This is a genomic window from Kitasatospora sp. NPDC059599 (genome assembly GCF_042735125.1).
GTDB lineage: Bacteria > Actinomycetota > Actinomycetes > Streptomycetales > Streptomycetaceae > Kitasatospora.
The window spans coordinates 41,541-63,469 of the sequence record NZ_JBHWCL010000023.1 but is presented as its reverse complement, the minus strand read 5'-3'; the positions used below and the strand labels follow the sequence as shown (position 1 = coordinate 63,469).

At 74.2% G+C, this 21,929-nt stretch carries 15 protein-coding genes; 10 read left to right on the top strand and 5 right to left on the bottom strand.

Annotated features, from left to right (window positions below):
* Nucleotides 1-5: 5 nt before the first annotated feature.
* The gene (locus ACFV04_RS11570) at nt 6-2,402 is read right to left on the bottom strand and encodes a collagenase (RefSeq protein ID WP_380528538.1); all 2,397 of its coding nucleotides are present in this window, start codon (nt 2,400-2,402) and stop codon (nt 6-8) included.
* 250 nt (nt 2,403-2,652) lie between these two features.
* Here ACFV04_RS11570 and ACFV04_RS11565 point away from each other — a divergent pair, with 250 nt between their 5' ends.
* The 3 genes from ACFV04_RS11565 (at nt 2,653) to ACFV04_RS11555 (ending at nt 7,349) form a co-directional block, all read left to right on the top strand.
* Nucleotides 2,653-3,222, top strand: coding sequence for a hypothetical protein (locus tag ACFV04_RS11565; protein WP_380528536.1), 570 nt, complete (start codon nt 2,653-2,655; stop codon nt 3,220-3,222).
* 107 nt (nt 3,223-3,329) lie between these two features.
* Complete coding sequence (locus ACFV04_RS11560) at nt 3,330-5,051, top strand: multicopper oxidase family protein (protein WP_380528534.1); 1,722 nt, start codon at nt 3,330-3,332, stop codon at nt 5,049-5,051.
* A 486-nt stretch (nt 5,052-5,537) separates the two neighbouring features.
* Complete coding sequence (locus ACFV04_RS11555) at nt 5,538-7,349, top strand: amino acid transporter (protein ID WP_380345945.1); 1,812 nt, start codon at nt 5,538-5,540, stop codon at nt 7,347-7,349.
* Between the two features lie 218 nt (nt 7,350-7,567).
* On the opposite strand, the gene ACFV04_RS11550 is transcribed toward ACFV04_RS11555, so the two are convergent.
* Complete coding sequence (locus ACFV04_RS11550; RefSeq protein ID WP_380528532.1) at nt 7,568-8,230, bottom strand: transglycosylase family protein; 663 nt, start codon at nt 8,228-8,230, stop codon at nt 7,568-7,570.
* Between the two features lie 366 nt (nt 8,231-8,596).
* Here ACFV04_RS11550 and ACFV04_RS11545 point away from each other — a divergent pair, with 366 nt between their 5' ends.
* Nucleotides 8,597-10,216 carry a purple acid phosphatase family protein gene (locus ACFV04_RS11545; protein ID WP_380345932.1) on the top strand — a complete coding sequence of 540 codons (1,620 nt, stop codon included), beginning with the start codon at nt 8,597-8,599 and terminating at the stop codon, nt 10,214-10,216.
* Nucleotides 10,217-10,438: 222 nt separating this feature from the next.
* Here the strand turns inward: ACFV04_RS11545 and ACFV04_RS11540 are convergent, their stop codons facing one another.
* Entirely contained in the window at nt 10,439-11,047 is a 609-nt protein-coding gene (locus tag ACFV04_RS11540) for a TetR/AcrR family transcriptional regulator (protein ID WP_380345930.1), read from the bottom strand.
* Between the two features lie 57 nt (nt 11,048-11,104).
* Here ACFV04_RS11540 and ACFV04_RS11535 point away from each other — a divergent pair, with 57 nt between their 5' ends.
* Nucleotides 11,105-12,007, top strand: coding sequence for an alpha/beta fold hydrolase (locus ACFV04_RS11535; protein ID WP_380345928.1), 903 nt, complete (start codon nt 11,105-11,107; stop codon nt 12,005-12,007).
* Here ACFV04_RS11535 and ACFV04_RS11530 read toward each other — a convergent pair.
* Entirely contained in the window at nt 11,984-12,688 is a 705-nt protein-coding gene (locus tag ACFV04_RS11530) for a sirohydrochlorin chelatase (protein ID WP_380345927.1), read from the bottom strand. The genes ACFV04_RS11535 and ACFV04_RS11530 overlap by 24 nt on opposite strands.
* The gene (locus tag ACFV04_RS11525; protein ID WP_380528529.1) at nt 12,688-13,809 is read right to left on the bottom strand and encodes a uroporphyrinogen-III synthase; all 1,122 of its coding nucleotides are present in this window, start codon (nt 13,807-13,809) and stop codon (nt 12,688-12,690) included. Before ACFV04_RS11525 ends, ACFV04_RS11530 begins: the two co-directional genes overlap by 1 nt.
* Before the next feature lie 192 nt (nt 13,810-14,001).
* Between ACFV04_RS11525 and ACFV04_RS11520 the strand changes: the two genes are divergently transcribed.
* Genes ACFV04_RS11520 through ACFV04_RS11500 form a run of 5 tightly spaced genes read left to right on the top strand, consistent with a single transcriptional unit; the run spans nt 14,002 to nt 21,770 of the window.
* Nucleotides 14,002-16,224, top strand: a complete 2,223-nt coding sequence (locus tag ACFV04_RS11520; RefSeq protein WP_380528565.1) for a molybdopterin oxidoreductase family protein — start codon at nt 14,002-14,004, stop codon at nt 16,222-16,224.
* Nucleotides 16,221-17,471, top strand: a complete 1,251-nt coding sequence (locus ACFV04_RS11515; protein ID WP_380528527.1) for an NAD(P)/FAD-dependent oxidoreductase — start codon at nt 16,221-16,223, stop codon at nt 17,469-17,471. Before ACFV04_RS11520 ends, ACFV04_RS11515 begins: the two co-directional genes overlap by 4 nt.
* A complete protein-coding gene (gene nirB / locus ACFV04_RS11510) occupies nt 17,468-20,077 on the top strand; it encodes a nitrite reductase large subunit NirB (protein ID WP_380528525.1) in 2,610 nt (869 codons plus the stop codon). Before ACFV04_RS11515 ends, nirB begins: the two co-directional genes overlap by 4 nt.
* The gene (gene nirD / locus ACFV04_RS11505) at nt 20,074-20,433 is read left to right on the top strand and encodes a nitrite reductase small subunit NirD (protein ID WP_380345919.1); all 360 of its coding nucleotides are present in this window, start codon (nt 20,074-20,076) and stop codon (nt 20,431-20,433) included. Before nirB ends, nirD begins: the two co-directional genes overlap by 4 nt.
* On the top strand, nt 20,430-21,770 hold the full coding sequence (locus tag ACFV04_RS11500; RefSeq protein ID WP_380345917.1) for a nitrate/nitrite transporter: 1,341 nt from the start codon (nt 20,430-20,432) through the stop codon (nt 21,768-21,770). The genes nirD and ACFV04_RS11500 overlap by 4 nt, the downstream gene beginning before the upstream one ends.
* Nucleotides 21,771-21,929: the final 159 nt, after the last annotated feature.

The following is a 21,929-nucleotide window of genomic DNA, read 5'->3' as shown; positions in this document are numbered from 1 at the left end:
CGGGGCTACCGGCGGAGCGGCCCCTCGCAGGTGTAGTCGGCGGTGCCGGCCTTGCCGCCGGTCCAGACGTCGACCTTCCCGAAGCTGCAGTTCATGTCGTTGAGGTTGTTGGCCCCCTCGACGTTCTTGGTGCGGGTGAGGATGAAGTAGTCCACGGTGTCGGACATGTCCTTGAAGACCTTGTCCGGGCTGGTGGAGTCGGAGAGGTTGGCGGTGATCCTTCCGGTGCAGACGAAGCGCATCGGCTTGTTGGCCCAGTCGCCGTTGTCCTTGCAGTTCGGCGTGGAGGACGTGGCGGCGGCGAACTCCTCCTGGACGTCGTCGGCCCAGGCGAGGTCGAGGGAGCCGTCGGGGACGAAGGTGGTCGACGGGACGTACAGGTTGTCGACGTTCTTGATCTGCGCGTCGAGGAAGGCCGAGTACTCCTTCTGCAGGGCGGCGTCGGCGCCGACGCGGTCGCGCCAGGCGTCGAAGCCGGCCGGGTCGTCGGCGCGCTCGTAGCCGTACATCTCGCGCAGCAGCGAGGGGTGCTGCTGCCAGAGGAACTCGAAGAAGGTGCCGGCGTAGTTGTAGAAGTGGAACGCCGGGGTGTCGGTGTAGCGGGCGTGCAGGAGTTGGGCGACGGTCATCCGGGGGATGCCGGCGGCCTCGTCGGCGGCGAGCTTGCGGACCAGCGACTTGCGGACCAGGATGCCCTGGTCGCGGGTGGAGCCGTCGAAGAACTCCGCGGTGCCCTCGTCCATCGCGGTGGTCTTGTCGTCCGCGTACCAGCGCGGGTCACCGAAGTAACCGGGCACCGCCCAGCGGCCGTTGAGGTAGTGCACGTACTCGTGGCGGAACAGTTCCTCCAGGGTGAGCTGGGAGTCCTGGGGGACGCGCCGCTGGTAGGTGTAGAAGGTGGCGCCGCGCTCGATGTAGATGCCGCCGTTGCTGGTGCTGTAGCCGGTCAGGATCGGCTGGTAGACCTCGTAGTCGGCGCGCGAGGCGTACAGGTGGATGTGCAGGGTGGTGTTGACGTCGCCGGCGAGCGGCTGGTCGGTGCCGAGTACGCGGAAGTACTGGGTCTTGACCTGCTTGCTCGCGTAGTACATCTGGTCGACGGTGGCCCTGTCGAGGGCGGTGTGGACCTCGATCGCGCCGTTGTCGTAGGTGTACGTGTGGGGGAAGATCTTGGCTTCCAGGTCGGACACGCAGACGCCGTACTGACTGCAGACGCCGTAGGTGGCGGCCCAGCCGATGGCCTTGGCCCACGGGTCGGACCATTCGCCGAAGGCGGCCTTGGTGGCGCCGATCAGCGAGCCGAGGTCGGCGACGGTGGCGTCGTGCAGGGCCGCGATCTGGCCGAAGCGGCCGGCCTCGGCGACGGCGTCGCGGGCGGCCCAGGCGTTCTTGGTGCCCTTGAGGTGACCCCAGGACGCGTACGCGCGGAACGCGGCGCGGTAGTCGGCGTCGGCGGCGACGGCGGCGAGGAAGGCCGGGTCCTGGTTGTATATGCCCAGGTAGTTGAGGTTGAGCGCCTGGAGGACGGCCTTGCCCCAGGCGGCGCTGTCGGCCACCGTGGTACCGGGGGCGAGCACGCCGAGGATGCGCCGGGCGAGGCCGAGGTTGTTCTGGCGCAGGCCGTCGGCGCCGGCGGTGATGGCGGCCTCGCGCAGGACGTTCGCGGCGAGGTCGGTGCGGTCGAAGGCGTGCGCGCTGCCCGCGTACGCCGTGATCGCCTGCTGGACCGCGCCGAGGGTGGCCTGGTCGCCGAGGTTCAACTCGTGGTGGCCGAAGGCGTGGTAGACGGTCGCGTGCAGGTACGTCCAGAGCTCGTAGACGTGCGAGGAGCCGGTGCCGTCGTCGGTGGCGGACAGTTGGGTGATCCGCTTGGCGACGGCCTGGACGTGCGTGTTGTCCATGGTCGTGGTGAAGCGGGCGTCCCAGGTCCACAGGATCGAGTTGAGACAGCCGTCGGCGGTGACCGCCGGATCGGTGAGGAAGGCGACCAACTGGTCGGCGCCGAGACCGGTGAGGCCGTCGAGGGTGCAGGGCACACCGGCGGCGGTGCGCGCGGTGAGGGTGCTGGCCGCAGTCGCGGTGAGCCGGTCGGCAGTGGGCGCGGGCGCGCCGACGTGGTCGGGCAGGAGGCCGGGGACGAGCGTGGTGCCGAGCGAGCCGCCGCCGGGGGCCGGGGCGGGGGCGCCGGGCTTGGCGGTGTCGGTGCCGAGGTGGTCGACGTCGTCGTAGGCGGTGCGCCGGTCGGAGTCGGCCGGGGCGGGTGCGGCGGTGGTGGCCTTCGGCGCGGAGGCGGCCGGTGGTGTCGGGGTGAGGGCCTGGGCGGTCTGCAGGGTGGGCAGCGTGAGCGTGGCGGCCATCGCGGAGGCGAGCAGGACTCGCCTGGCAACGCGGGAAGTTGACACCGGATCTCCTGGAGGGGGAAGTGGCAGGGCGGTGCGAGGCGGCAGTGCCGTGGGTTCCGGCCCGGGCCTGCCGGGGGACGCGGGGGCGGACGCTGTGGGGTCTGGCCGCCCTCGGTGTGAGCCGTAACATAGCAATGTGAAATTGCACCTGCCAAGAGGGTGAACGAGGTTGGCCCCGGCCCGGTTCGCCGCTCCCCTCCGGGATACCCTGTGGGGGTACGGTTCGGCGGGAGTGGTGGGGAGGCGAACGATGACGCAGCCACTGCGGTCGTTCGGGCCCCGCGTCCCGTGGGGGCCGCGGCTGCTGCTCCTCGCCGCACTCCTGTTGGGCATCGTGACGATGCACACGCTCGGACACCCGGCCGGGGCGCACGGCGGACACGACCGGCACCCGGCTGCCCGGCACGCGGCCGGAGCCGAGCAGCGGCTGACGGACGACGACCGTCACCCGGCGGCCCGTCATGCGGCGGCCCGTCATGCGGCGGCCCGTCACCCGGCGGCCAGTCAGTCGGCGGCCCGTCAATCACAAGCCGGGTACGCAGCCGGCACCGGGCACCGGCTGACGGACGACGACCGTCACCCGGCGGCCCGTCATGCGCCAGGGGTCGACCCCGCCGCCGACGGCATGGACCCGATGGCGGTGTGCCTCGCCGTCCTCGCCGCCTGGACCGTGGTGCTCCTCGTCGTCGGCCCGCTGCTGCGTCGCAGCGGTGACGCCGCCGCCGAGGTGCGGGCCCGGCTGCTGCGGGCCGTGCGCGCGCTGCCCCCGCCCGGGGGCGGACGGATCCTCCTCACCCGGCTTTCGGTGCTGCGTCAGTAGGCGCGCGGCCGCCGTCCCGCGCCCGCGCGCGCTGCGAAGCGCCCGCGTGCGGAACGGCCGACGCGACGTCCTGTACGCCCACACCACCGCACGAGGTGCACTCCGTCATGCGCACACCCACCCGTCGTACCGTCCTCGGCGCCGCGCTCGCGGCCGCCGGGACCGGCCTGCTCGCTGCCTGCTCGTCCGACTCCACGAACGGCATGGACCACTCGTCCGGTAGCCGCGGCGCCACGGGCGGCCCGGCCGCCCCCGCTGGCCCCTCCGCCGCCCCCACCGGTTCCTCCGCCGCCTCCGCCCCCGCCGGTTTCGTCCTGCCGAACGGTCCGGAGGTCGCCGCAGCCGAGGCCCGGCGCAACCCCGGCCCGGAGCGGAAGGTCACGCTCATCGCCGCCGAGACCACCCTCGACCTCGGCGGACGCACCGTCCGCACTTGGGCGTACGGCGACGTCCTGCCGGGCCGGGAGGTCCGCGCCACCGTCGGCGACACGCTCGCCCTCACCCTCGCCAACCACCTGCCGCAGCCCACCTCGCTGCACTGGCACGGCCTCGCGCTGCGCAACGACATGGACGGCGTGCCCGGTCTGACCCAGGCCGCCGTCAAGGCCGGCGCCTCGTTCGACTACCGCTTCGCGCTCGGCCACCCGGGCACGTACTGGTTCCACCCGCACTCCGGCGTCCAGCAGGACCGCGGGCTGTACGCGCCGCTGATCGTGGAGGACCCGAAGGAGCCGCTGCGCTACGACAAGGAGTGGGTCGTCGTCCTGGACGACTGGGTGGACGGTGTCGACGGCAGCACCCCGGACGCCGTCCTCGCCGAACTCGCCAAGGGCATGGGCGACATGGGTGGCATGGGCGGCATGGGTGGCACGGGCGGCATGGACCACGCGGGCGGCTCCGGCCACGACATGTCCGGGACGCCGGGGACGCCGGGGATGTCAGGGATGCCAGGGATGCCGGGGGCGCCCGGTGCCGGGAGCCCGTCGGGCGGCGGCGCCGGGCCGTCCCGGATGCCGATGGGAGCGCGCAGCCCCCTGCTCGGCGGCGACGCCGGCGACGTCGCCCACCCGTTCCACCTGGTCAACGGCCGTCTCCCCGGCGCGCCCGAGACCTTCACCGCCAGGCCCGGCGACCGGATCCGGATCCGGCTGATCAACGCGGGCGGCGACACCGCCTACCGGGTCGCGCTCGGCGGTCACGAGCTGACCGTCACCCACACCGACGGCTTCCCGGTCGAACCGGCCACCACTCGGGCCCTGCTGCTCGGCATGGGCGAGCGCTACGACGTCCTGGTCACCGCGGGGGACGGGGTCTTCCCGCTGACCGCGCTCGCCGAGGGCAAGGGCGCCACCGCGCTGGCCGTGCTGCGCACCGGTGGCGGCGCGGCGCCCGGCGCTTCGGTGCGTCCGGCCGAACTGGACGGCAGGCTGGTCACGGCCGGTTCGCTCAAGGCCGACCCGAGCGTCCGACTGCCCGCCAAGTCCCCCGATCGCACGGTGCAGTTGGAGCTCACCGGCGGCATGGCGAAGGCCGACTGGGCGTTCGACGGCCGGAGGTACGACCCGGCGCAGCGTCACCCGGTGGCGGCGGGCGAGCGGGTGCGGCTGGAGTTCCGCAACAGCACGGGCATGTGGCACCCCGTTCACCTGCACGGCCACAGCTTCGCGCTGCCCGGCGACGGCCCGCGCAAGGACACCGCGATCGTGCTGCCGGGCTCGACGCTGGCCGTCGACTTCGACGCCGACAACCCGGGACTGTGGATGATCCACTGCCACAACGTCTACCACGCGGAGACGGGCATGATGACCGTCCTCGGCTACCGGGCCTGACCCTCCGGACGATCACGAGCCGCGGCGGCGGGACCCCGGTTCCGCTCCGGCGGCTCGTGATCGTCCGGGCGGGCCGTGCGGCACCCGTGCGGCACCGCCGGGCCCCCGCCCGCTGCGGCACCCGGACCGCGGCGCCGTGCCACCCGCGCCGACCTGCGCGTTCATGACGTTTTCTTAACGCGGGCCGATGACGTCTCCTTAACGGAGGTCGCATAGCCTGGCGCACTGCCGTCGCCCGACGGCGCTTTTACGGGGTCTTTAAACAAGAGGTGTCACGTGGTTTCGTCGGGTCCGACGGGGACGACGGCGGTGGGTACGCCGTCGGCGCGAATACGGTTGCGGAGCTGGCTGCTGGCGGACGTGAGCGCGGAGAAACCCGCGCAGCCGTCCGGCCCGGCCGACGGTCCGGAGGCGCCGCACGAGGGCGCGGCGGCGGGGGACTCCGCCGCGCACGGTGCGCACGCCGGCCAGCGCTGGTGGCGGGTGATGTGCCTGACCGGCCTGGACTACTTCTCGACGCTCGGCTACCAGCCGGGCATCGCCGCCCTCGCCGCGGGCGTGCTGTCGCCGATCGCCACCATCGTGCTGGTGCTCGTCACCCTGTTCGGAGCGCTGCCGGTGTACCACCGCGTGGCCAAGGAGAGCCCGCGCGGCGAGGGCTCGATCTCGATGCTGGAGCGGCTGCTGTCCTTCTGGAAGGGCAAGCTGTTCGTCCTCGCCCTGCTCGGCTTCGCGGCGACGGACTTCATCATCACCATCACGCTGTCCGCCGCCGACGCGAGCGCGCACCTGGTGGAGAATCCCCACCTGACCGGCGTCCTCGGCGGCAAGCAGGTGTTGATCACGCTGCTCCTGGTCGCGCTCCTCGGCGCAGTCTTCCTGAAGGGCTTCAGCGAGGCGATCGGCCTGGCAGTCGCTCTGGTCGGCGTTTACCTGGTGCTCAACGTGGTCGTGGTCGCCGTGGGCCTTTGGAAGATCATCCAGGCTCCGCACGTGATCTCCGACTGGACCGACGCGCTGACCACCCAGCACGGCAACCCGATCCTGATGATCGGCGTGGCGCTGGTGCTCTTCCCGAAGCTCGCACTGGGCATGTCCGGTTTCGAGACCGGTGTCGCGGTGATGCCGCACATCCAGGGAGACCCGGGCGACACCGAGGCGAACCCGACGGGCCGGATCCGCGGCACCCGCAAGCTGCTCACCTCGGCCGCCGTGATCATGAGCTGCTTCCTGATCGCCACCAGCTTCATCACCACGCTGCTCATCCCGGCCGACCAGTTCAAGCCGGGTGGAGACGCCAACGGCCGAGCCCTCGCGTACCTGGCCCACCAGTACCTGGGCGGCGCCTTCGGCAGCGTCTACGACCTCTCGACCATCGCGATCCTCTGGTTCGCCGGTGCCTCGGCGATGGCGGGCATGCTCAACCTGCTCCCCCGCTACCTGCCGCGCTACGGCATGGCCCCGCACTGGGCGCGCGCGGTGCGCCCGATGGTGATCGTGCTCACCCTGGTCGCCTTCCTGATCACCTGGATCTTCGATGCCAACGTGGACGCCCAGGGCGGCGCCTACGCGACCGGTGTGCTGGTGCTGATGAGCTCGGCGGCGATCGCGGTGACCATCGCCGCGTACCGGAAGCGTCAGCGCGGCTGGACCATCGCCTTCGCGGTGATCGCGGCGGTGTTCCTCTACACCACCGTGCTGAACGTCATGGAGCGGCCGGACGGTCTCAAGATCGGCGCCTGCTTCATCGCCGGCATCATCCTGGTCTCGCTGCTGTCGCGGCTGCGCCGCGCCTTCGAGCTGCGGGTCACGAACGTCGAGCTGGACGAGGTGGCGGAACGTTTCATCAGGGACTACGCGCACCGTCCGCTGCGACTCATCGCCAACGAGCCGAGCCACCGCGACAACGCCGAGTACCGCGACAAGATCCGCCAGATCCGCGCCGACAACGACATCCCCGGCGAGGACGACCTGGTCTTCGTCGAGGTGACCGTGCGCGACGCCTCCGACTTCGAGTCCGAGCTGACCGTCCGCGGCGAGGTCCTGCACGGGCGCTACCGGGTGCTCACCCTGGAGAGCTCCAGCATCCCCAACGCGATCGCGGCGCTGGCGCTCACCGTCCGGGACCGCACCGGGCAGCGGCCGCACCTCTACTTCGAGTGGACCGAGGGCAACCCCTTCGCCCAGTTCCTGCGGTTCTTCCTGTTCGGCCAGGGCGAGGTCGCGCCGGTCACCCGCGAGGTGCTACGCGAAGCCGAGCCCGACCGCTCGCGCCGCCCGCGCGTGCACGTCGGCTGACCCCGGCGCCCCACCACCGCCACGCCGGTCCGTAACCCGGCCCGCACGGCCCGCACGGCCCGTCCGCTCATCCGAGCGGGCGGGCCGTCGGCGTCCCCGGGGGCACGGCGTCCCCGGGGGCACGTCCGGCGGCAACCCCGACCGGACACGGCGCCGCCCACGCCCGGGAGGGGAGGGCGTGGGCGGCGGATCAGGGGTGGGGAGAGGACCCGGGAGGGTCAGGAGGGGAGGTCGAGGACCAGACCGGGCTGGATGAGGTCCGGGTCCTCGCCGACGGCGGAGCGGTTCAGGGCGTAGAGGGCGGGCCAGCCGCCCGGGATGCGCAGGCGATCGGCGATGTCGGCGAGGGTGTCGTTCTCGCGGACCGTCCAGGTGCCGTCCGCGGTCGCGGACGCTGCCGGGGCCGCGGGGGCGGCCGGGTGCGACGGGTGCGACGGGCGAGACCGACGCGGCGGGGCGGACGCGGGGGGCGGCGGGGCGCCGTCGCGGTCGCGGTCGCGGCCGCGGGCGGCACGGCCGCCGCACACCGGCCAGGGGGAGAGGCCGCGGTGGCCCGCCAGGTGCTGGGCGACGGCGATCTGCTGGTCGCGGGTGGCCAGGTCGGCGCGCGGGGCGTAGGCGAGACCGCCGTTCTCGCGCCAGGTGGCCTGGTCGAACTGGAGGCCGCCGTAGTAGCCGTTGCCGGTGTTGACGCGCCAGTTCCCGCTGCTCTCGCAGGCCGCCACGCTGTCCCAGTCGTACCGGCCGCCGCCCGGTCGGCCGGGATCGGACCCGGTGTCGCGGCCCGGGGGCGCGGCGTGGGCCGCGGGGGCGGCGAGGGCCACGGCGAGGGCGCAGAGCGCGGTGGGGACCAGACTGCGGAGACGGGCGGTGGTAGGCATGGGCGGCTCTCAGCTCCGGGGACAGGACACGCGCCGTCCGGAGACGGCGCACTCCCACCCATGCACGACGGGTGGGGCACTCGGGCGCCGACACGTCGGGCAGGTCACCCGCACGGCCGCCAGGGACCATCAAGTCGGCCCGCGGCCATCCGGCCGTACCCGCCGAGCGGGCTGCCTCTGCTCGCAGGCCCTGGACGGGGTCGCCGCCGGGCTGCCCGGGTCCCGAATCGGCCCGCAAGGTTGTGCGCAGATGTTCTCCGGCCGGTCGGTGTTCAACTGCCGTTCGCCGTGCGCACGGTCGGGTGTGGCCCGGCCGTGCGGTCCGGCTGGGAGCCTCCTGGGCGTTCCCGAGCCCAGGAGGCGGCAGTGGTGGCACACCCTTCGACGAATCCCTCGCGCAGAACCATCCTTCGGACGGGGGCGGCGGTCGGCGCGCTCGGCGCGCTGCCCGCGTCCACCCTGCTGTGGACACAGCCGGCGGTGGCCGGCACCCCCGGCCCGGAGCAGATCCACCTGCAGTGGGGCAGCGAGCCGTCCCGCGAGATGACGGTGTCCTGGGCGACGGCGGCGAGCGTCAGCCGCCCCCGGGTGCGGATCGGCACCCCGCGCGAAGGTGCCGGCCGAACCGTGAACGCGCGCAGCCGCAGCTACGTGGACGGGCTCAACAAGGTCGAGACCTTCACCCACCACACCCGGCTGACCGGACTGCGGCCTGACACCACGTACGTCTACGAGGTGCTGCACGACGGCACCCAGCCGGTGCGCGGCACCTTCCGCACGGCGCCCGCGCGCGGCCGGGCCGCGTTCCGCTTCACCAGCTTCGGCGACCTGGGCACCGGCGACAACGTGTTCAGCAAGTCCTCGATCCACGGCGCGGCCGCCGTCCGCCAGGTCGAGCAGTTCAACCCGCTGTTCCACCTGCTCAACGGCGACCTCGCGTACGCCAACAACAACCCGCAGCGCCAGCCGCAGGCCTGGAACGCGTTCATGAACAACATGGCGAAGTCGGCCGCCAACCGCCCCTGGATGCCCACACCCGGCAACCACGAGGTCGAGGCCGGCGGCGGGGACCTCGGGTATGCCTCGTACCTGACCCGCTTCGAGCTGCCGGACAACGGCACCCGCGACCACTGCGGCAACTGGTACGGCTTCCAGGTCGGTTCGGTGCTCTTCGTGAGCCTGGACGGCAACGAGATCGCCGTCGAGGACGACGCCAGCATCGACCCGGCCACCGGCCGGTCCATCTACATCAGCGACTACAGCGAGGGCGCCCAACTTCGCTGGCTGGAGCGGCTGCTGGAGCGTGCCCGGGGCGGTTGCTCGGTGGACTGGATCGTGGTCTACCTGCACCAGTTCGCGATGTCCTCGTCCGCCGCCAGCCACGGCGGCGACATGGGCATCCGGGAGAAGCTGCTGCCGCTGCTCGACCGTCACTCCGTCGACCTCGTGCTCGCCGGCCACGACCACGACTACGAGCGCACCCACCCGGTGCGCGGCACCGAGCCCGGAGGCCTGCTCACCCCGGCCGTCGCCGACGACGACCTGCGGCAGATCGACACCTCGCAGGGCACCGTCCACCTCATCCTGGGCGGCGGCGGCACGGCCGGGCACGACGACGTCTACCTGCCCGCCGATGGGAACGGCATCCGCGAGGCGAGCGTGCGCACCCAGCGGCTCACCTTCAAGGCCGACCCGGACGCCAAGGAGAAGGCCCACTGGTCGGCCGTCACCGACCCGGACACTCACTTCCCGCACGGCGTCGCCGTGTTCGACGTCGACCCGGGTCTCGTCCCCGGCGGCCGCACCTCCATCACCGTCAGCTACTACCACTCCGTCCCGGCCACGGCCGCCGGCCCCTTCCCGACGCCGGTGCTCTACGACCGCTTCACCCTCTACCGCGACCGCAGCGACGGCTGGGGCGACGACGACCAGGGCGAGGACGAGGACACCGGCGCCCAGACCAGGGCCGCCGCCGGCCAGCGGTAAACGTGCCGCGTTTTGGGGGCCCGTCGACCGTGCGGCGGGCCCTTCACGTGCCAGTAGCCCGGATGTGGATGTCGCCTACGTCTCCGCCCCGCGCTCGTAGGCCCCGAACCGTACGGCTGCACCTCGACCTACCGCAGGGTGATCGACACTGCCGCGATCGCGCTGCCCGACCTCCCCGACGGGTGGCCACCGCAGACTCGCACCACTGTCCTCCGGGCGGGGTCAGGGGCGGCCGGGGAAGACGCGGCCGAGGTGGTAGCGCAGGACGGTGGTCGCCTGGTCGGCGGTGCGCTGGCCGAGGAGGACGCTGAGGCCGAGGCCGGCGGAGACGGCGAGGAGGACGACGGCCTCCTGGTGGGGGTCGAGGTGCGGGTCGGCGTCGCCGGCCCCGCGGGCGGCGGTCAGTTGGGCGGCGAGGAAGGCTTCCATCTCGTCGGGGGCGGCGAGGAAGGGTCGGCCGCCGAGGGCGGGGTCGGTGACGGAGAGTACGGCGTACTCGGTGTAGATGAGGTGGAAGGCGCGGCTCTCCTCGTCGGTGGGGACGGCTTCGAGGAGGACCGCTTCGACGATGGTGCGGGGGTCGGTGCCGGCGCCGGTGGCGTGTACCCGGTGTCGGACCCGTTCGCCCATGCGGGTGGCGAGGCGGGTCATGGCGGCGAGGAGCAGCTTCTCCTTGGTGTCGAAGTAGTACTGGACCAGCCGGACCGAGACGTCGGCCTCGACCGCGACGGAGCGCATGGTGACGGAGTGGAGGCCGTTGCTCGCCGCGGAGCGGAGCAGGGCGTCGATGATGTGGGCGCGCCGTTCCTCGTGGTCCACCAGCTTCGGCATCGGGTTCCCTTCGAATATTTTTGTGGTACAAACATACCATCAAAATCGGGAGGGATCATGACCAGGACCAGCGTCGGACACTTCGTCAGCGAGCAGGCCCGCGCGACGTTCCTCGAGGCGTACGACCGCGCGATGACCCTGTGGCCGGACTCGCGCCAGGAGTTCGACGTCGACACCGGGTACGGCAGCGTCCACGTCCACCACTACGGCGCGACGACCGGCGAGCCGATCGTGCTGCTGCACGGCCACGCCGGACACCCGTCCAACTGGTACCCGCAGATCGCCGCCCTCGGCGAGCGGCACCCCGTCTACGCGGTCGACACCCTCGACGACCCCGGGCGCAGCGTGCAGCGCGTCGTCGCGGCCGGATCGGCGGAGAACGCCGCATGGCTCGGTGAGGTGTTCGCGGGCCTCGGGCTGGAGCGGGTGCACCTGGTCGGGGTCTCGTACGGCGGGTGGCTGGCGCTCAACCAGGCGATCCACGCGCCCGGGCGGCTGGCCTCGGTCGCGTCCCTGGATCCGGGTGGGATCGAGAAGGTGCCGGCGCGGTTCTACGTCCACATGGTCGCCGGCCTGTTCGGGATGCTCGCCCCGCGACGCTTGCGCCCCGCGCTGGGGCGGCTGCTGGCGAACCCGGCGCTCGGCGCGCCGCGCGAGATGATCGCGCCGCTGATGCTCGCCATGCGCAGCTACAAGCCGGGCTCCCGTCCGCCGGCCCGGCCGTTCACGGACGAGGAACTGGCTTCGGTCGGGGTGCCCGCGCTGGTCCTGGTGGGCAGGCGCAGTGCCCTGTTGCGGCCGCGGCAGGTGGTGGAGCGGGTCACGAGGCTGGTCCCCGGGGTGCGGGCCGAGATCGTCGACCGGGCCGGGCACGGGCTGAACCTGGAGCGGCCGGAGCTCGTCAACGAGCGGCTGCTGGCGTTCGTCGGGGGAGCGTCAGGCGGCGGCGGGCAGGACTGAGGCGGCCCGCGCCTCGTCGTAGCGCCGCAGCACCAGCCGGGCGACGGCCGGGTGGGCGCCCAGCGGGGCGCTGGTCCAGCCGGCGGGGGTGGTGGCGGCGCGGCGGGCGAAGAAGCCGGGGGAGAGGAGGTAGGTGGCGAGGGCGACCCGGGGGTGGCCGGCGGCCCGCAGGTCGGCGACGGCCCGGTGCGGGGTGGGTGCGGCGGCGGACAGGTGGGCGGGGGTGACCGGGCGGCCGAGGCGGGCGGCCAGCAGCCGGGCGGTCCTGGCGGTGTCGGCGAGCGCGGCGGGGTCGGAGGATCCGGCTCCGGCCAGGACCACCGGGGCGTCCGCGGGGGCGCCGGCCTCGGTGAGGCGGTCGGCGAGGGCCTCGGCGAGCAGCGGGTGCGGGCCGAGAGCGGGGGCGAGGTGGGGGTGGGGGAGTCCGGCGGCGGTGAGGGCGGCGGGGATGTCGACGCGGACGTGGTAGCCGGTGCCGAGCAGGAGCGGGACCAGGATCGGCCGGCTGCCCGCGAGTCGGTCGAGCGCGTCCGGGAGGGTGGGGCGGGCGAGGTCCAGGAAGCAGCAGTGGACGGCCAGTTCGGGCCGTAGGGAGCGGACTCGGCGCAGCAGGGCGCGGGTCGCGGTGACCGCCGCCGGGTCTCGGCTGCCGTGGGCGACGGCGAGCAGGGCCGGTGCCATCAGCCTGCCGCCAGTCGGTAGCCGCGCTTGGGAACGGTGCGGATCAGGGTCGCGTGCGGGCCGAGGGCGGCGCGGAGCCGGCCGACGGCGGCTTCGACGGCGTGCTCGTCGGCGCCGGCGTCCGGCCAGGCGGCGCGCAGGAGTTCGGCGCGGCTGAGCACCCGGCCGGGGCGTTCGGCGAGGGCGCGCAGGACGGCGGCGCCGCGCGGGCTGAGCCAGTGGCTCTCCCCGTCGACCATGGCGGCGTTCCCCTGGAGGGTCAACAGCTGCCCCGCGAGGGCGACTTCGCGCTTGCCGCGGCCCGGCAGGACGTCCGCGAGCAGTCGGACCAGCGAGCCGAGCCGGCCACGTTCGGGGTGCACGGCGGGCAGGCCGAGATCGGTGAGCGGCCGGGCGCACAGGGTGCCGACGCAGACCGGCAGCACGTCCTCGCGCAGGGCGTCGACCAGCGCGCCGTGCAGTCCCTCGGCTTCGGCGGCGGCGAGCAGGGCGGTGATCGCGGGGGCGCTGGTGAAGGTGAGCGCGTGCAGTTGGCGGCGGACGGTCTGGTCGAGGAGGCGTCGGACCGCGCCCGGGTCCTCCGGGGGCGCCCAGCGGTAGACCGGGACGGAGATCACCTCGGCGCCGCGTTCGCGCAGCGCCGCCGCGAAGGCGTCCAGCCGCACCCCGTGTTCCTGGACGGCGATCCGGCGCCCGGTCAGCGGGCGGGCGAGCAGCCAGGTCAGCAGTTCGCCGGTGGCCTCGGTCCCGGGGGAGTACTCCTCGTCCAGCCCGCTGGCCCGGACCGCGCCGGTGGCCTTGGGGCCGCGGCTGAGCACCACGGCGCCCCGGCAGGCCTCGGCGAGCGCCGCGCCCCGGCCCCAGCCCTCGGCCGCGCTCATCCAGCCGCGCCAGCCGACCCCGGTGGTGGCCACCACGTAGTCGAGCGGGCCGGCGAGGCAGCGGTCGGTGGCCTCGCGCAGGGCGAGGTCGTCGGCGAGCGGGAGGATGCGCAGCACCGGCGCCTCGACCACCTGGGCGCCGCGCCGGGTGAGCAGGGCGGTGAGCTCCTCGCGGCGGCGTGCGGCGGTGACGCCGACGGTGAAGCCGGTGAGCGGTCCTGACGGGGTGAGGGGGGCCATGCCGGCCAGCCTCCGCTTCACGTGTTACGGCGGGATTGCCCGGCCGTCACCTGCCGGTAAGCGAAAGTGCCGCTGCGGTTACGGCAGATGTCGGGCCGTGCACCCTGGCGCCCGGGGGCCGTGAGCGAGGTGTACCGCGCCCGCAACATCCGCGACCCGGTCGCGAAACAGCGGGCGGCGAGCTTTCTCGGCATGACGTTGACCAGCCCGAACGCCGCCGCGGCCCCGCCGGCCGCCATCGACACGCACTGCCCGTACTGCTCGCTGCAGTGCGGCATGCGGCTGTCGCCGGGCGTCGGCGCGTCCGGCGCGGCCGGCGCACCCGGCGCACCCGGCGCACCCGGCGGGGCCGCCCCGGCCCAGGCGCTCCCGGGCCGGGTGTTTCCGGTCGAGGTGCTTCCGGTCGAGGTGCTGGAACGCCCGGACTTCCCGGTGAACCGCGGTGCGCTCTGTGGCAAGGGCCGTTCGGCGCCCGCGCTGCTGGCGCGGGGCGTCCGGCTGACCGGCCCGCTGCTGCGGGACCGGCCGGGCGGGCCGCTGCGTTCGGCGGGCTGGCCGGAGGCGCTGGACCGGGTCGCGGCCGGGCTGGCCCGGACCCGGGCCGAGCACGGGCCGGACGCGGTGGGCGTCTTCGGCGGCGGTGGCCTGACCAACGAGAAGGCCTACCTGCTGGGCAAGTTCGCCCGGGTGGTGCTGGGCACCGCCAACATCGACTACAACGGCCGGTTCTGTATGTCCTCGGCGGCGGCCGCGCACCGGCGGGCCTTCGGCCTGGACCGCGGACTGCCGTTCCCGCTCGCCGACATCCCGCACACCGACTGCCTGATCCTGGTCGGCGCCAACCCGGCCGAGACGATGCCGCCCGCCGTCCGCTACTTCCGCGAACTGCGGGAGAACGGCGGCACGTTGATCGTGGTCGACCCGCGCCGCACCCGCACCGCCGAACTCGCCGACCTGCACCTGCAGCCGCGCCCCGGCGGGGACCTGGCGCTCGCCCTCGGCCTGCTCCACCTGGTGATCGCGGACGGCCGGGTGGACCACGACTTCGTGGCGCGGCGCACCACCGGCTTCGACCGGGCCCGCGAGTCGGCGATGGCCCACTGGCCGGACCGGGTGGAACGGATCACCGGCGTCCCCGCCCACCGGCTGCGCGAGGCCGCCCGGCTGTTCGGCGAGGCGCGGACCGGCATGGTGCTCACCGCCCGCGGCCCGGAGCAGCAGAGCAAGGGCACCGACACCGTCGGCGCGTGGATCGACCTCTGCCTGGCCACCGGCAAGGCCGGCCGCCCGTACAGCGGCTACGGCTGCCTGACCGGCCAGGGCAACGGCCAGGGCGGGCGCGAGCACGGCCAGAAGGCCGACCAGCTGCCCGGCTACCGCTCGATCGAGGACCCGGCGGCGCGGGCGCACGTCGCGGCGGTCTGGGGCGTCGAAGCGGCCGCGCTGCCCGGCCCCGGCAAGTCCGCCTACGAGCTGCTGGACGGCCTCGGCCGCCCCGACGGCGTGCGGGCCCTGCTGCTGGCCGGCTCCAACCCGGCGGTCTCCGCGCCCGACGCCGGGCACGTCACCGAGCGGCTGCGCGCGCTGGACCTGCTGGTCGTCGCCGACCTGGTGCTCTCCGAGACCGCCCGGCTCGCGGACGTCGTGCTGCCGGTCACCCAGTGGGCCGAGGAGGACGGCACCACCACCAACCTGGAGGGCCGGGTGATCCTGCGCCGGCGCGCCGTCGACCCGCCGGAGGGCGTGCGCAGCGAACTGTGGGTGCTGCGCGAACTGGCCGCCCGGCTCGGCGTGCCGGACGGCTTCCCGGCCGAGGCCGAGCGGGCCTTCGACGAGCTGCGCCGGGCCTCGGCCGGCGGCGACGCCGACTACGCGGGCGTCAGCTACGCCCGGATCGCCGCCGAGGACGGGGTGTTCTGGCCCTGCCCGTCCGAGGACCACCCCGGCACACCCCGGCTCTTCCTGGACCGCTTCGCCACCCCGGACGGCCGGGCCCGCTTCGCCGCCGTCACCCACCGCCCCGCCGCCGAGGAACCGGACGAGGCGTACCCGCTGTACCTGACCACCGGCCGGGTGCTCTCCCAGTACCAGAGCGGCGCGCAGACCCGGCGGGTCGCCGAGCTGAACGCGGCCGCGCCCGGCCCCTACGTCGAACTGCACCCGCGGCTCGCCGAAGGGCTCGGGATCGCGGACGGCGAGCCGGTCGCGGTCACCAGCCGGCGCGGCCGGGCCGTCGCCCCGGCGCGGGTCACCGACGCGATCCGGCCGGACACCGTCTTCATGCCCTTCCACTGGGCGGGCGCCGGCCGGGCCAACAGCCTCACCAACCCGGCGCTCGACCCGGTGTCGAGGATGCCGGAGTTCAAGATCTGCGCCGTCCGGGTGGAGCGCGCACACCCGGAGGTGACGTCATGACCCCCAGGATCGCCGTGGTCGGCGGCGGCATGGCGGCCGCCCGCTTCGCCGAGCGGTACGGGGCGCTCGGCGGGCCCGGCACGGTCACCGTGTACGGCGCCGAGCCGCGCGGCCCGTACAACCGGGTGCTGCTCGCCGAGGTGCTGAGCGGCCGCTACGACGCGGAGTCGATCGCGCTGCCGCTGGGCGGGGCGACGGCCAGGCCCGGCTGCGAGGTCGTCGCGCTCGACCTGCCGGCCCGGACGTTGCGGCTCGCCGACGGCGGTGTCGAGGGCTGGGACGAACTGGTCCTCGCCACCGGCGCCAACCCCGTGCTGCCGCCCGTCCGCGGACTGCGCCGCGCCGACGGGCACGGGCTGGTCGAGGGCGTGCACACGCTGCGCACCCTGGAGGACTGCACCCGGCTCGCCGAGGAGGCCGTCGGCGCCGGGCGGGCCGTGGTGATCGGCGGCGGCGTCCTCGGGGTGAGCGCCGCCCGGGCGCTGGCCGCGCTCGGCGTCCGCACCGAAATCGTCCACCAGGGACCACATCTGATCGAACGTCAGCTTGATCCGGAGGCGGCCGATGTGCTGCGCGAGCGGCTGCGGACGCTCGGGGTCGAGTGCTACACCGGCAACCGCGCCCGCGCCGTGCACGGCGCCGCGCTGGTCCCCCCGGCCGAAGGCCCGGGGAGGGTCGGCGCCGTCGAGCTCGCCAACGGTTACCGGCTCGACTGCGACCTGGTCGTCCTGGCCTGCGGCACCCGGCCGCGCACCGCGCTCGCCCACGCCGCCGGACTGCCCGTCGCCACCGGCGTCCTGGTCGACGACGGCCTGGCGGTCGCCCCCGGAGTGTCCGCGATCGGCGACTGCGCCGAGCACCGCGGCACCGTCCACGGCCTGGCCGGCCCCGCCTGGGAACAGGCCGACGTGCTCGCCCGCCGGCTCTCCGGCGCCGAACCGGACGCCCGCTACCCCGGCACCCGCCCGCGCGCCCGGCTCAGTACCGGCGGCCTGGAGTACGCGGCCTTCGGCACCGTGGACGAGACCCTCGACCCGGGCCTCGACGTCCTGCGGCTCACCGACGCCACCCGCGGCAGCTACAAGAAGCTCGTCCTGCGCGGCGACCGCCTGGTCGGCGCCATCCTGCTCGGCGACCTGGCCACCGTGGACGCGCTGGCCGGCGCCTTCGCCGACGACGGCGCACTCGCCGGCCACCCCCTGCACCTGCTCACCCGAGGAACCGCCATGACTGGAGTAGCGCGATGACCCTTGACGACCGCCCTGTCCGGGACCTCGTCCTGGTCGGCCACGGCATGGTCGGCCAGCGTTTCCTGGAGGCCTGGACCGAGCAGCCGGCCGCCCGCGGCTGGCGGGTCACCGTGCTCGCCGAGGAGCCCCGGCCCGCCTACGACCGCGTCCACCTCAGCGCGCTGTTCACCGGCAGCACCGCCGACGACCTCGGGCTCTGCCCGGCCGGCTTCCTCACCGAGCACGGCATCGACCTGCGGCTGGGCGACCCGGCCACCGCGGTCGACCGCGAACGGCGGCTGGTACGCACCCGCTCCGGCGCCGGCGTCCGCTACGACGCCCTGGTGCTGGCCACCGGCTCGGTGCCCTTCGTGCCGCCGGTGCCCGGCACCGACGCCCCCGGCTGCCACGTCTACCGCACCATCGAGGACGTCGACGCGATCCGTGCCGGGGCCGTGGCCGCCGGGACGGGCGTCGTCGTCGGTGGCGGCCTGCTCGGGCTGGAGGCGGCCGGCGCGCTGCGGGCCGGCGGACTGGACACCCACGTCGTCGAGTTCGCGCCCCGGCTGATGGCCGTCCAGGTGGACGACGGCGGCGGCGCCGCACTGCGCCGAAAGATCGAGGACCTCGGCGTCACCGTCCACACCGGCGCCGGCGCCGCCGGAGTCCTCACCGGCCCGGACGGCCGGGTCCGCGGCCTCGCCCTCTCCGACGGCCGCGAACTGCCCGCCGAACTGGTGGTGTTCTCGGCCGGCGTGCGCGCCCGCGACCAGCTCGCCCGGGACTGCGGACTGCCGGTCGGCCCGCGCGGCGGCGTCGTGGTCGACGCGCACTGCCGCACCGAGGACCCGGTGATCCTCGCCGTCGGCGAGTGCGCCCAGGCCGTCGACGGCCGGGTCTACGGCCTGGTCGCCCCCGGCTACCAGATGGCCGAGACGGCGGCGCGCACCCTCGCCGCGTTCGACCGCGAGGGCGGCGGCCCCGCGGGCGAGGGCTTCGTCGGCGCGGACACCTCCACCAAGCTCAAGCTGCTCGGCGTGGACGTCGCCAGCTTCGGGGACCCGCACGGCACCGCCGAGGGCGCCCTCGACGTGCTCTACAGCGACAGCCGCAGCGGCGTCTACCGCAAGCTCGTCATCGGCACCGACGGCGCACTGCTCGGCGGCGTCCTGGTCGGCGACACCGAGGGCTACGGCGCCCTGCGCCCGCTCGCCGTCGCCGGCAAACCGCTCACCGTCGCCCCCGAACAGCTCGTCCTGCCCGCCGGGTTCGCCTCCGCCACAGCGGTCGCGCTGCCCGACGACGCGGTGCTCTGCTCCTGCCACAACGTCACCCAGGGCGCGGTGCGCGCCGCCGTCCGCGAGCAGGGCGCCGACAGCGTCGCCGCCGTCAAGAAGTGCACCCGGGCCGGCACCGGCTGCGGCAGCTGCCTCAAGCAGCTCGGCACCGTCGTCACCGAGGAGCTGGAGGCTGCCGGGGTCAGCACCGTCAAGGGCCTGTGCGAGCACTTCGCCCACACCCGGGCCGAGTTGTACGAGATCGTCCGGGTCACCGGGGTGGCCGGCTTCTCCGAACTGCTCGCAGGGCACGGCAGCGGCGGCGAAGGCTGCGAGATCTGCAAGCCCACCGTCGCCTCCATCCTCGCCAGCCTCGGCAACGGCCACATCCTGGACGGCGAGCAGGGCACCCTCCAGGACTCCAACGACCACTTCCTCGCCAACCTGCAGCGCAACGGCTCGTACTCGGTCGTCCCCCGGGTGCCCGGCGGCGAGATCACCCCCGAGGGCCTGATCACGATCGGCGAGATCGCCCGCGACCACGGCCTCTACACCAAGATCACCGGCGGTCAGCGGATCGACATGTTCGGCGCCACCGTCGACCAGCTCCCGGTCATCTGGCGCAGGCTGGTCGACGCCGGCTTCGAGTCCGGACACGCCTACGGCAAGTCGCTGCGCACCGTGAAGTCCTGCGTCGGCGAGACCTGGTGCCGCTTCGGCGTCCAGGACTCCACCACCCTCGCCATCGAACTCGAACTGCGGTACCGGGGCCTGCGCTCCCCGCACAAGCTCAAGGCCGCCGTCTCCGGCTGCGCCCGCGAATGTGCGGAGGCGCAGAGCAAGGACTTCGGCGTCATCGCCACCTCGGCCGGCTGGAACCTCTACGTCGGCGGCAACGGCGGCATGACCCCGCGCCACGCCGACCTCCTCGCCGCCGACCTCGACCGCGACACGCTCATCCGCACCATCGACCGCTACCTGATGTTCTACATCCGTACCGCCGACCGGTTGGAACGCACCTCGGTCTGGCTGGAACGGCTGGAAGGCGGCCTGGACCACCTGCGGGCCGTCGTGCTCGACGACGCGCTCGGCATCGCCGCCGAACTGGACGAACTGATGAGCCGTCACATCGGCGGCTACCGGGACGAATGGGCCGAGACCCTGGCCGACCCCGAGCGGATGCGGCGCTTCGCCTCCTTCGTCAACGCCCCCGGCACCCCCGACCCCGCCGTGACCTTCGTCCCCGAACGCGGCCAGATCCGGCCCGCCCGCCCCGGCGAGGCCGGCCACACCCTCGACTCCCCGGTGCTCGTCGCCGGGGCCCGACTGGAGGTGCTCACCCCGTGACCGTACAAATCCACGACGGGACCGGCTGGCGGACCGTCTGCGCCCTCGCCGACCTGCAACCCGGCCGCGGCGTCGCCGTACTGCTCCCGGCGGCCGGTCAGGTCGCCCTCTTCCGTGACCGCGCCGGAACGCTCTACGCCGTCGACAACCTCGACCCGTTCAGCGGCGCCCCGGTCCTCTCCCGGGGCCTGCTCGGCAGCCGCGGCGACAGGCCCACGCTCATCTCGCCGATGTACAAGCAGGTGTACGACCTCACCGACGGGCGCTGCCTGGACGAGGACACCGCCCCCGACGGCACGCCCGCCGTCCTGCGGCGCTGGCCGGTGCGGGTGGCCGCGACCGGGGGTGCGCGATGACCACCGTCCTGGACGCGAGAAAGCCCGCCCCGCCGGCCGACTGGGACCCGGAGGACGAGGAGTTCTGGGAGCGCGCCGGCGCCCGGATCGCCCGCCGCAACCTGGTGTTCTCGGTGCTCTCCGAACACATCGGCTTCTCGGTGTGGAGCCTCTGGTCGGTCCTCGTCCTCTTCCTCGGACCCGAGTACCACATCGACACCGCCGGGAAGTTCACCCTCACCGCCCTCCCCACCGCGCTCGGCGCGCTGCTGCGGCTGCCGTACACCTTCGCCGTCGCACGCTTCGGCGGACGCACCTGGACGGTGATCAGCGCCCTGCTGCTGCTCGTCCCCACCACGCTCGCCGCCCTGGTGCTGGAACCGGGCGTCCGGTACGGCACACTGCTCGCCGTCGCCTGCGTCGCCGGGGTCGGCGGCGGCAACTTCGCCTCCTCGATGGCCAACATCAACGCCTTCTACCCGCACCGGCTGAAGGGCTGGGCACTCGGCGTCAACGCGGGCGGCGGCAACCTCGGGGTGCCGGCCGTGCAACTGCTCGGGCTGCTCGTCCTGGCCACCGCCGGCGCGGCCCACCCCCGGCTGCTGCCGCTGATCTATCTCCCGCTGATCGTGCTCGCGGCGGCCGGGGCGTGGTGGCGGATGGACAACCTGGCGCCGGCGCAGGCCGGTTCGTCCGGTGAGGGCCGGGCACTGCGCGAGGTCGCCCGCGACCCGTACGGCTGGGCCGTCTCCACGCTGTACATCGGGACCTTCGGCTCGTTCATCGGCTTCGGCTTCGCCTTCGGGCAGGTGCTGCAGGTGCAGTTCCACGAGCGCTTCGACACCCCGGTCAAGGCGGCCGCGCTCACCTTCCTCGGGCCGCTGCTCGGCTCGCTGCTGCGGCCCGTCGGCGGGCGGCTCGCGGACCGGTACGGCGGGGCGGTCGTCACGCTGTGCACCTTCCTCGCCATGGGGGCCGGGACGGGGGTGGTGCTCGCCGCGTCGCGGGCGGGCTCGCTGCCGCTGTTCCTGGCCGGGTTCGTCGCGCTGTTCATGCTCAGCGGGATCGGCAACGGTTCGACGTACAAGATGATCCCGGCGCACTACCAGGCCGTCGCCCGCACGGCGGTCGCGGCCGGCGCCGACCCGGCGGCCGCCGAGACCGAGGCCCGGCGCCGATCCGCCGCCCTGATCGGGCTCGCCGGGGCGATCGGGGCCTTCGGCGGGGTGCTGGTGAACCTGGCGTTCCGGCAGTCCTTCCTCGCCAGCCACAACGGGGACGCGGCGTACTTCGGGTTCCTCGGGGCGTACGTGCTCTGCTCGGTGCTGACCTGGGCGGTGTGGCTCCGGCGGCGGTGAGGCGGCTGCGGCGGCGTGGCGGTGCGGCGGCGGGGCGGTGCGGCGGCTGTGGCAAAGGCGCTGGGCTGTTGGTATGACGACCGGACGGCCTCGGCGCGCGGTGGTCCGGCCGGGCGGTTAGCGTCGGCCGCAACCCGTCCTCAGCACAGGGAGGTTGCA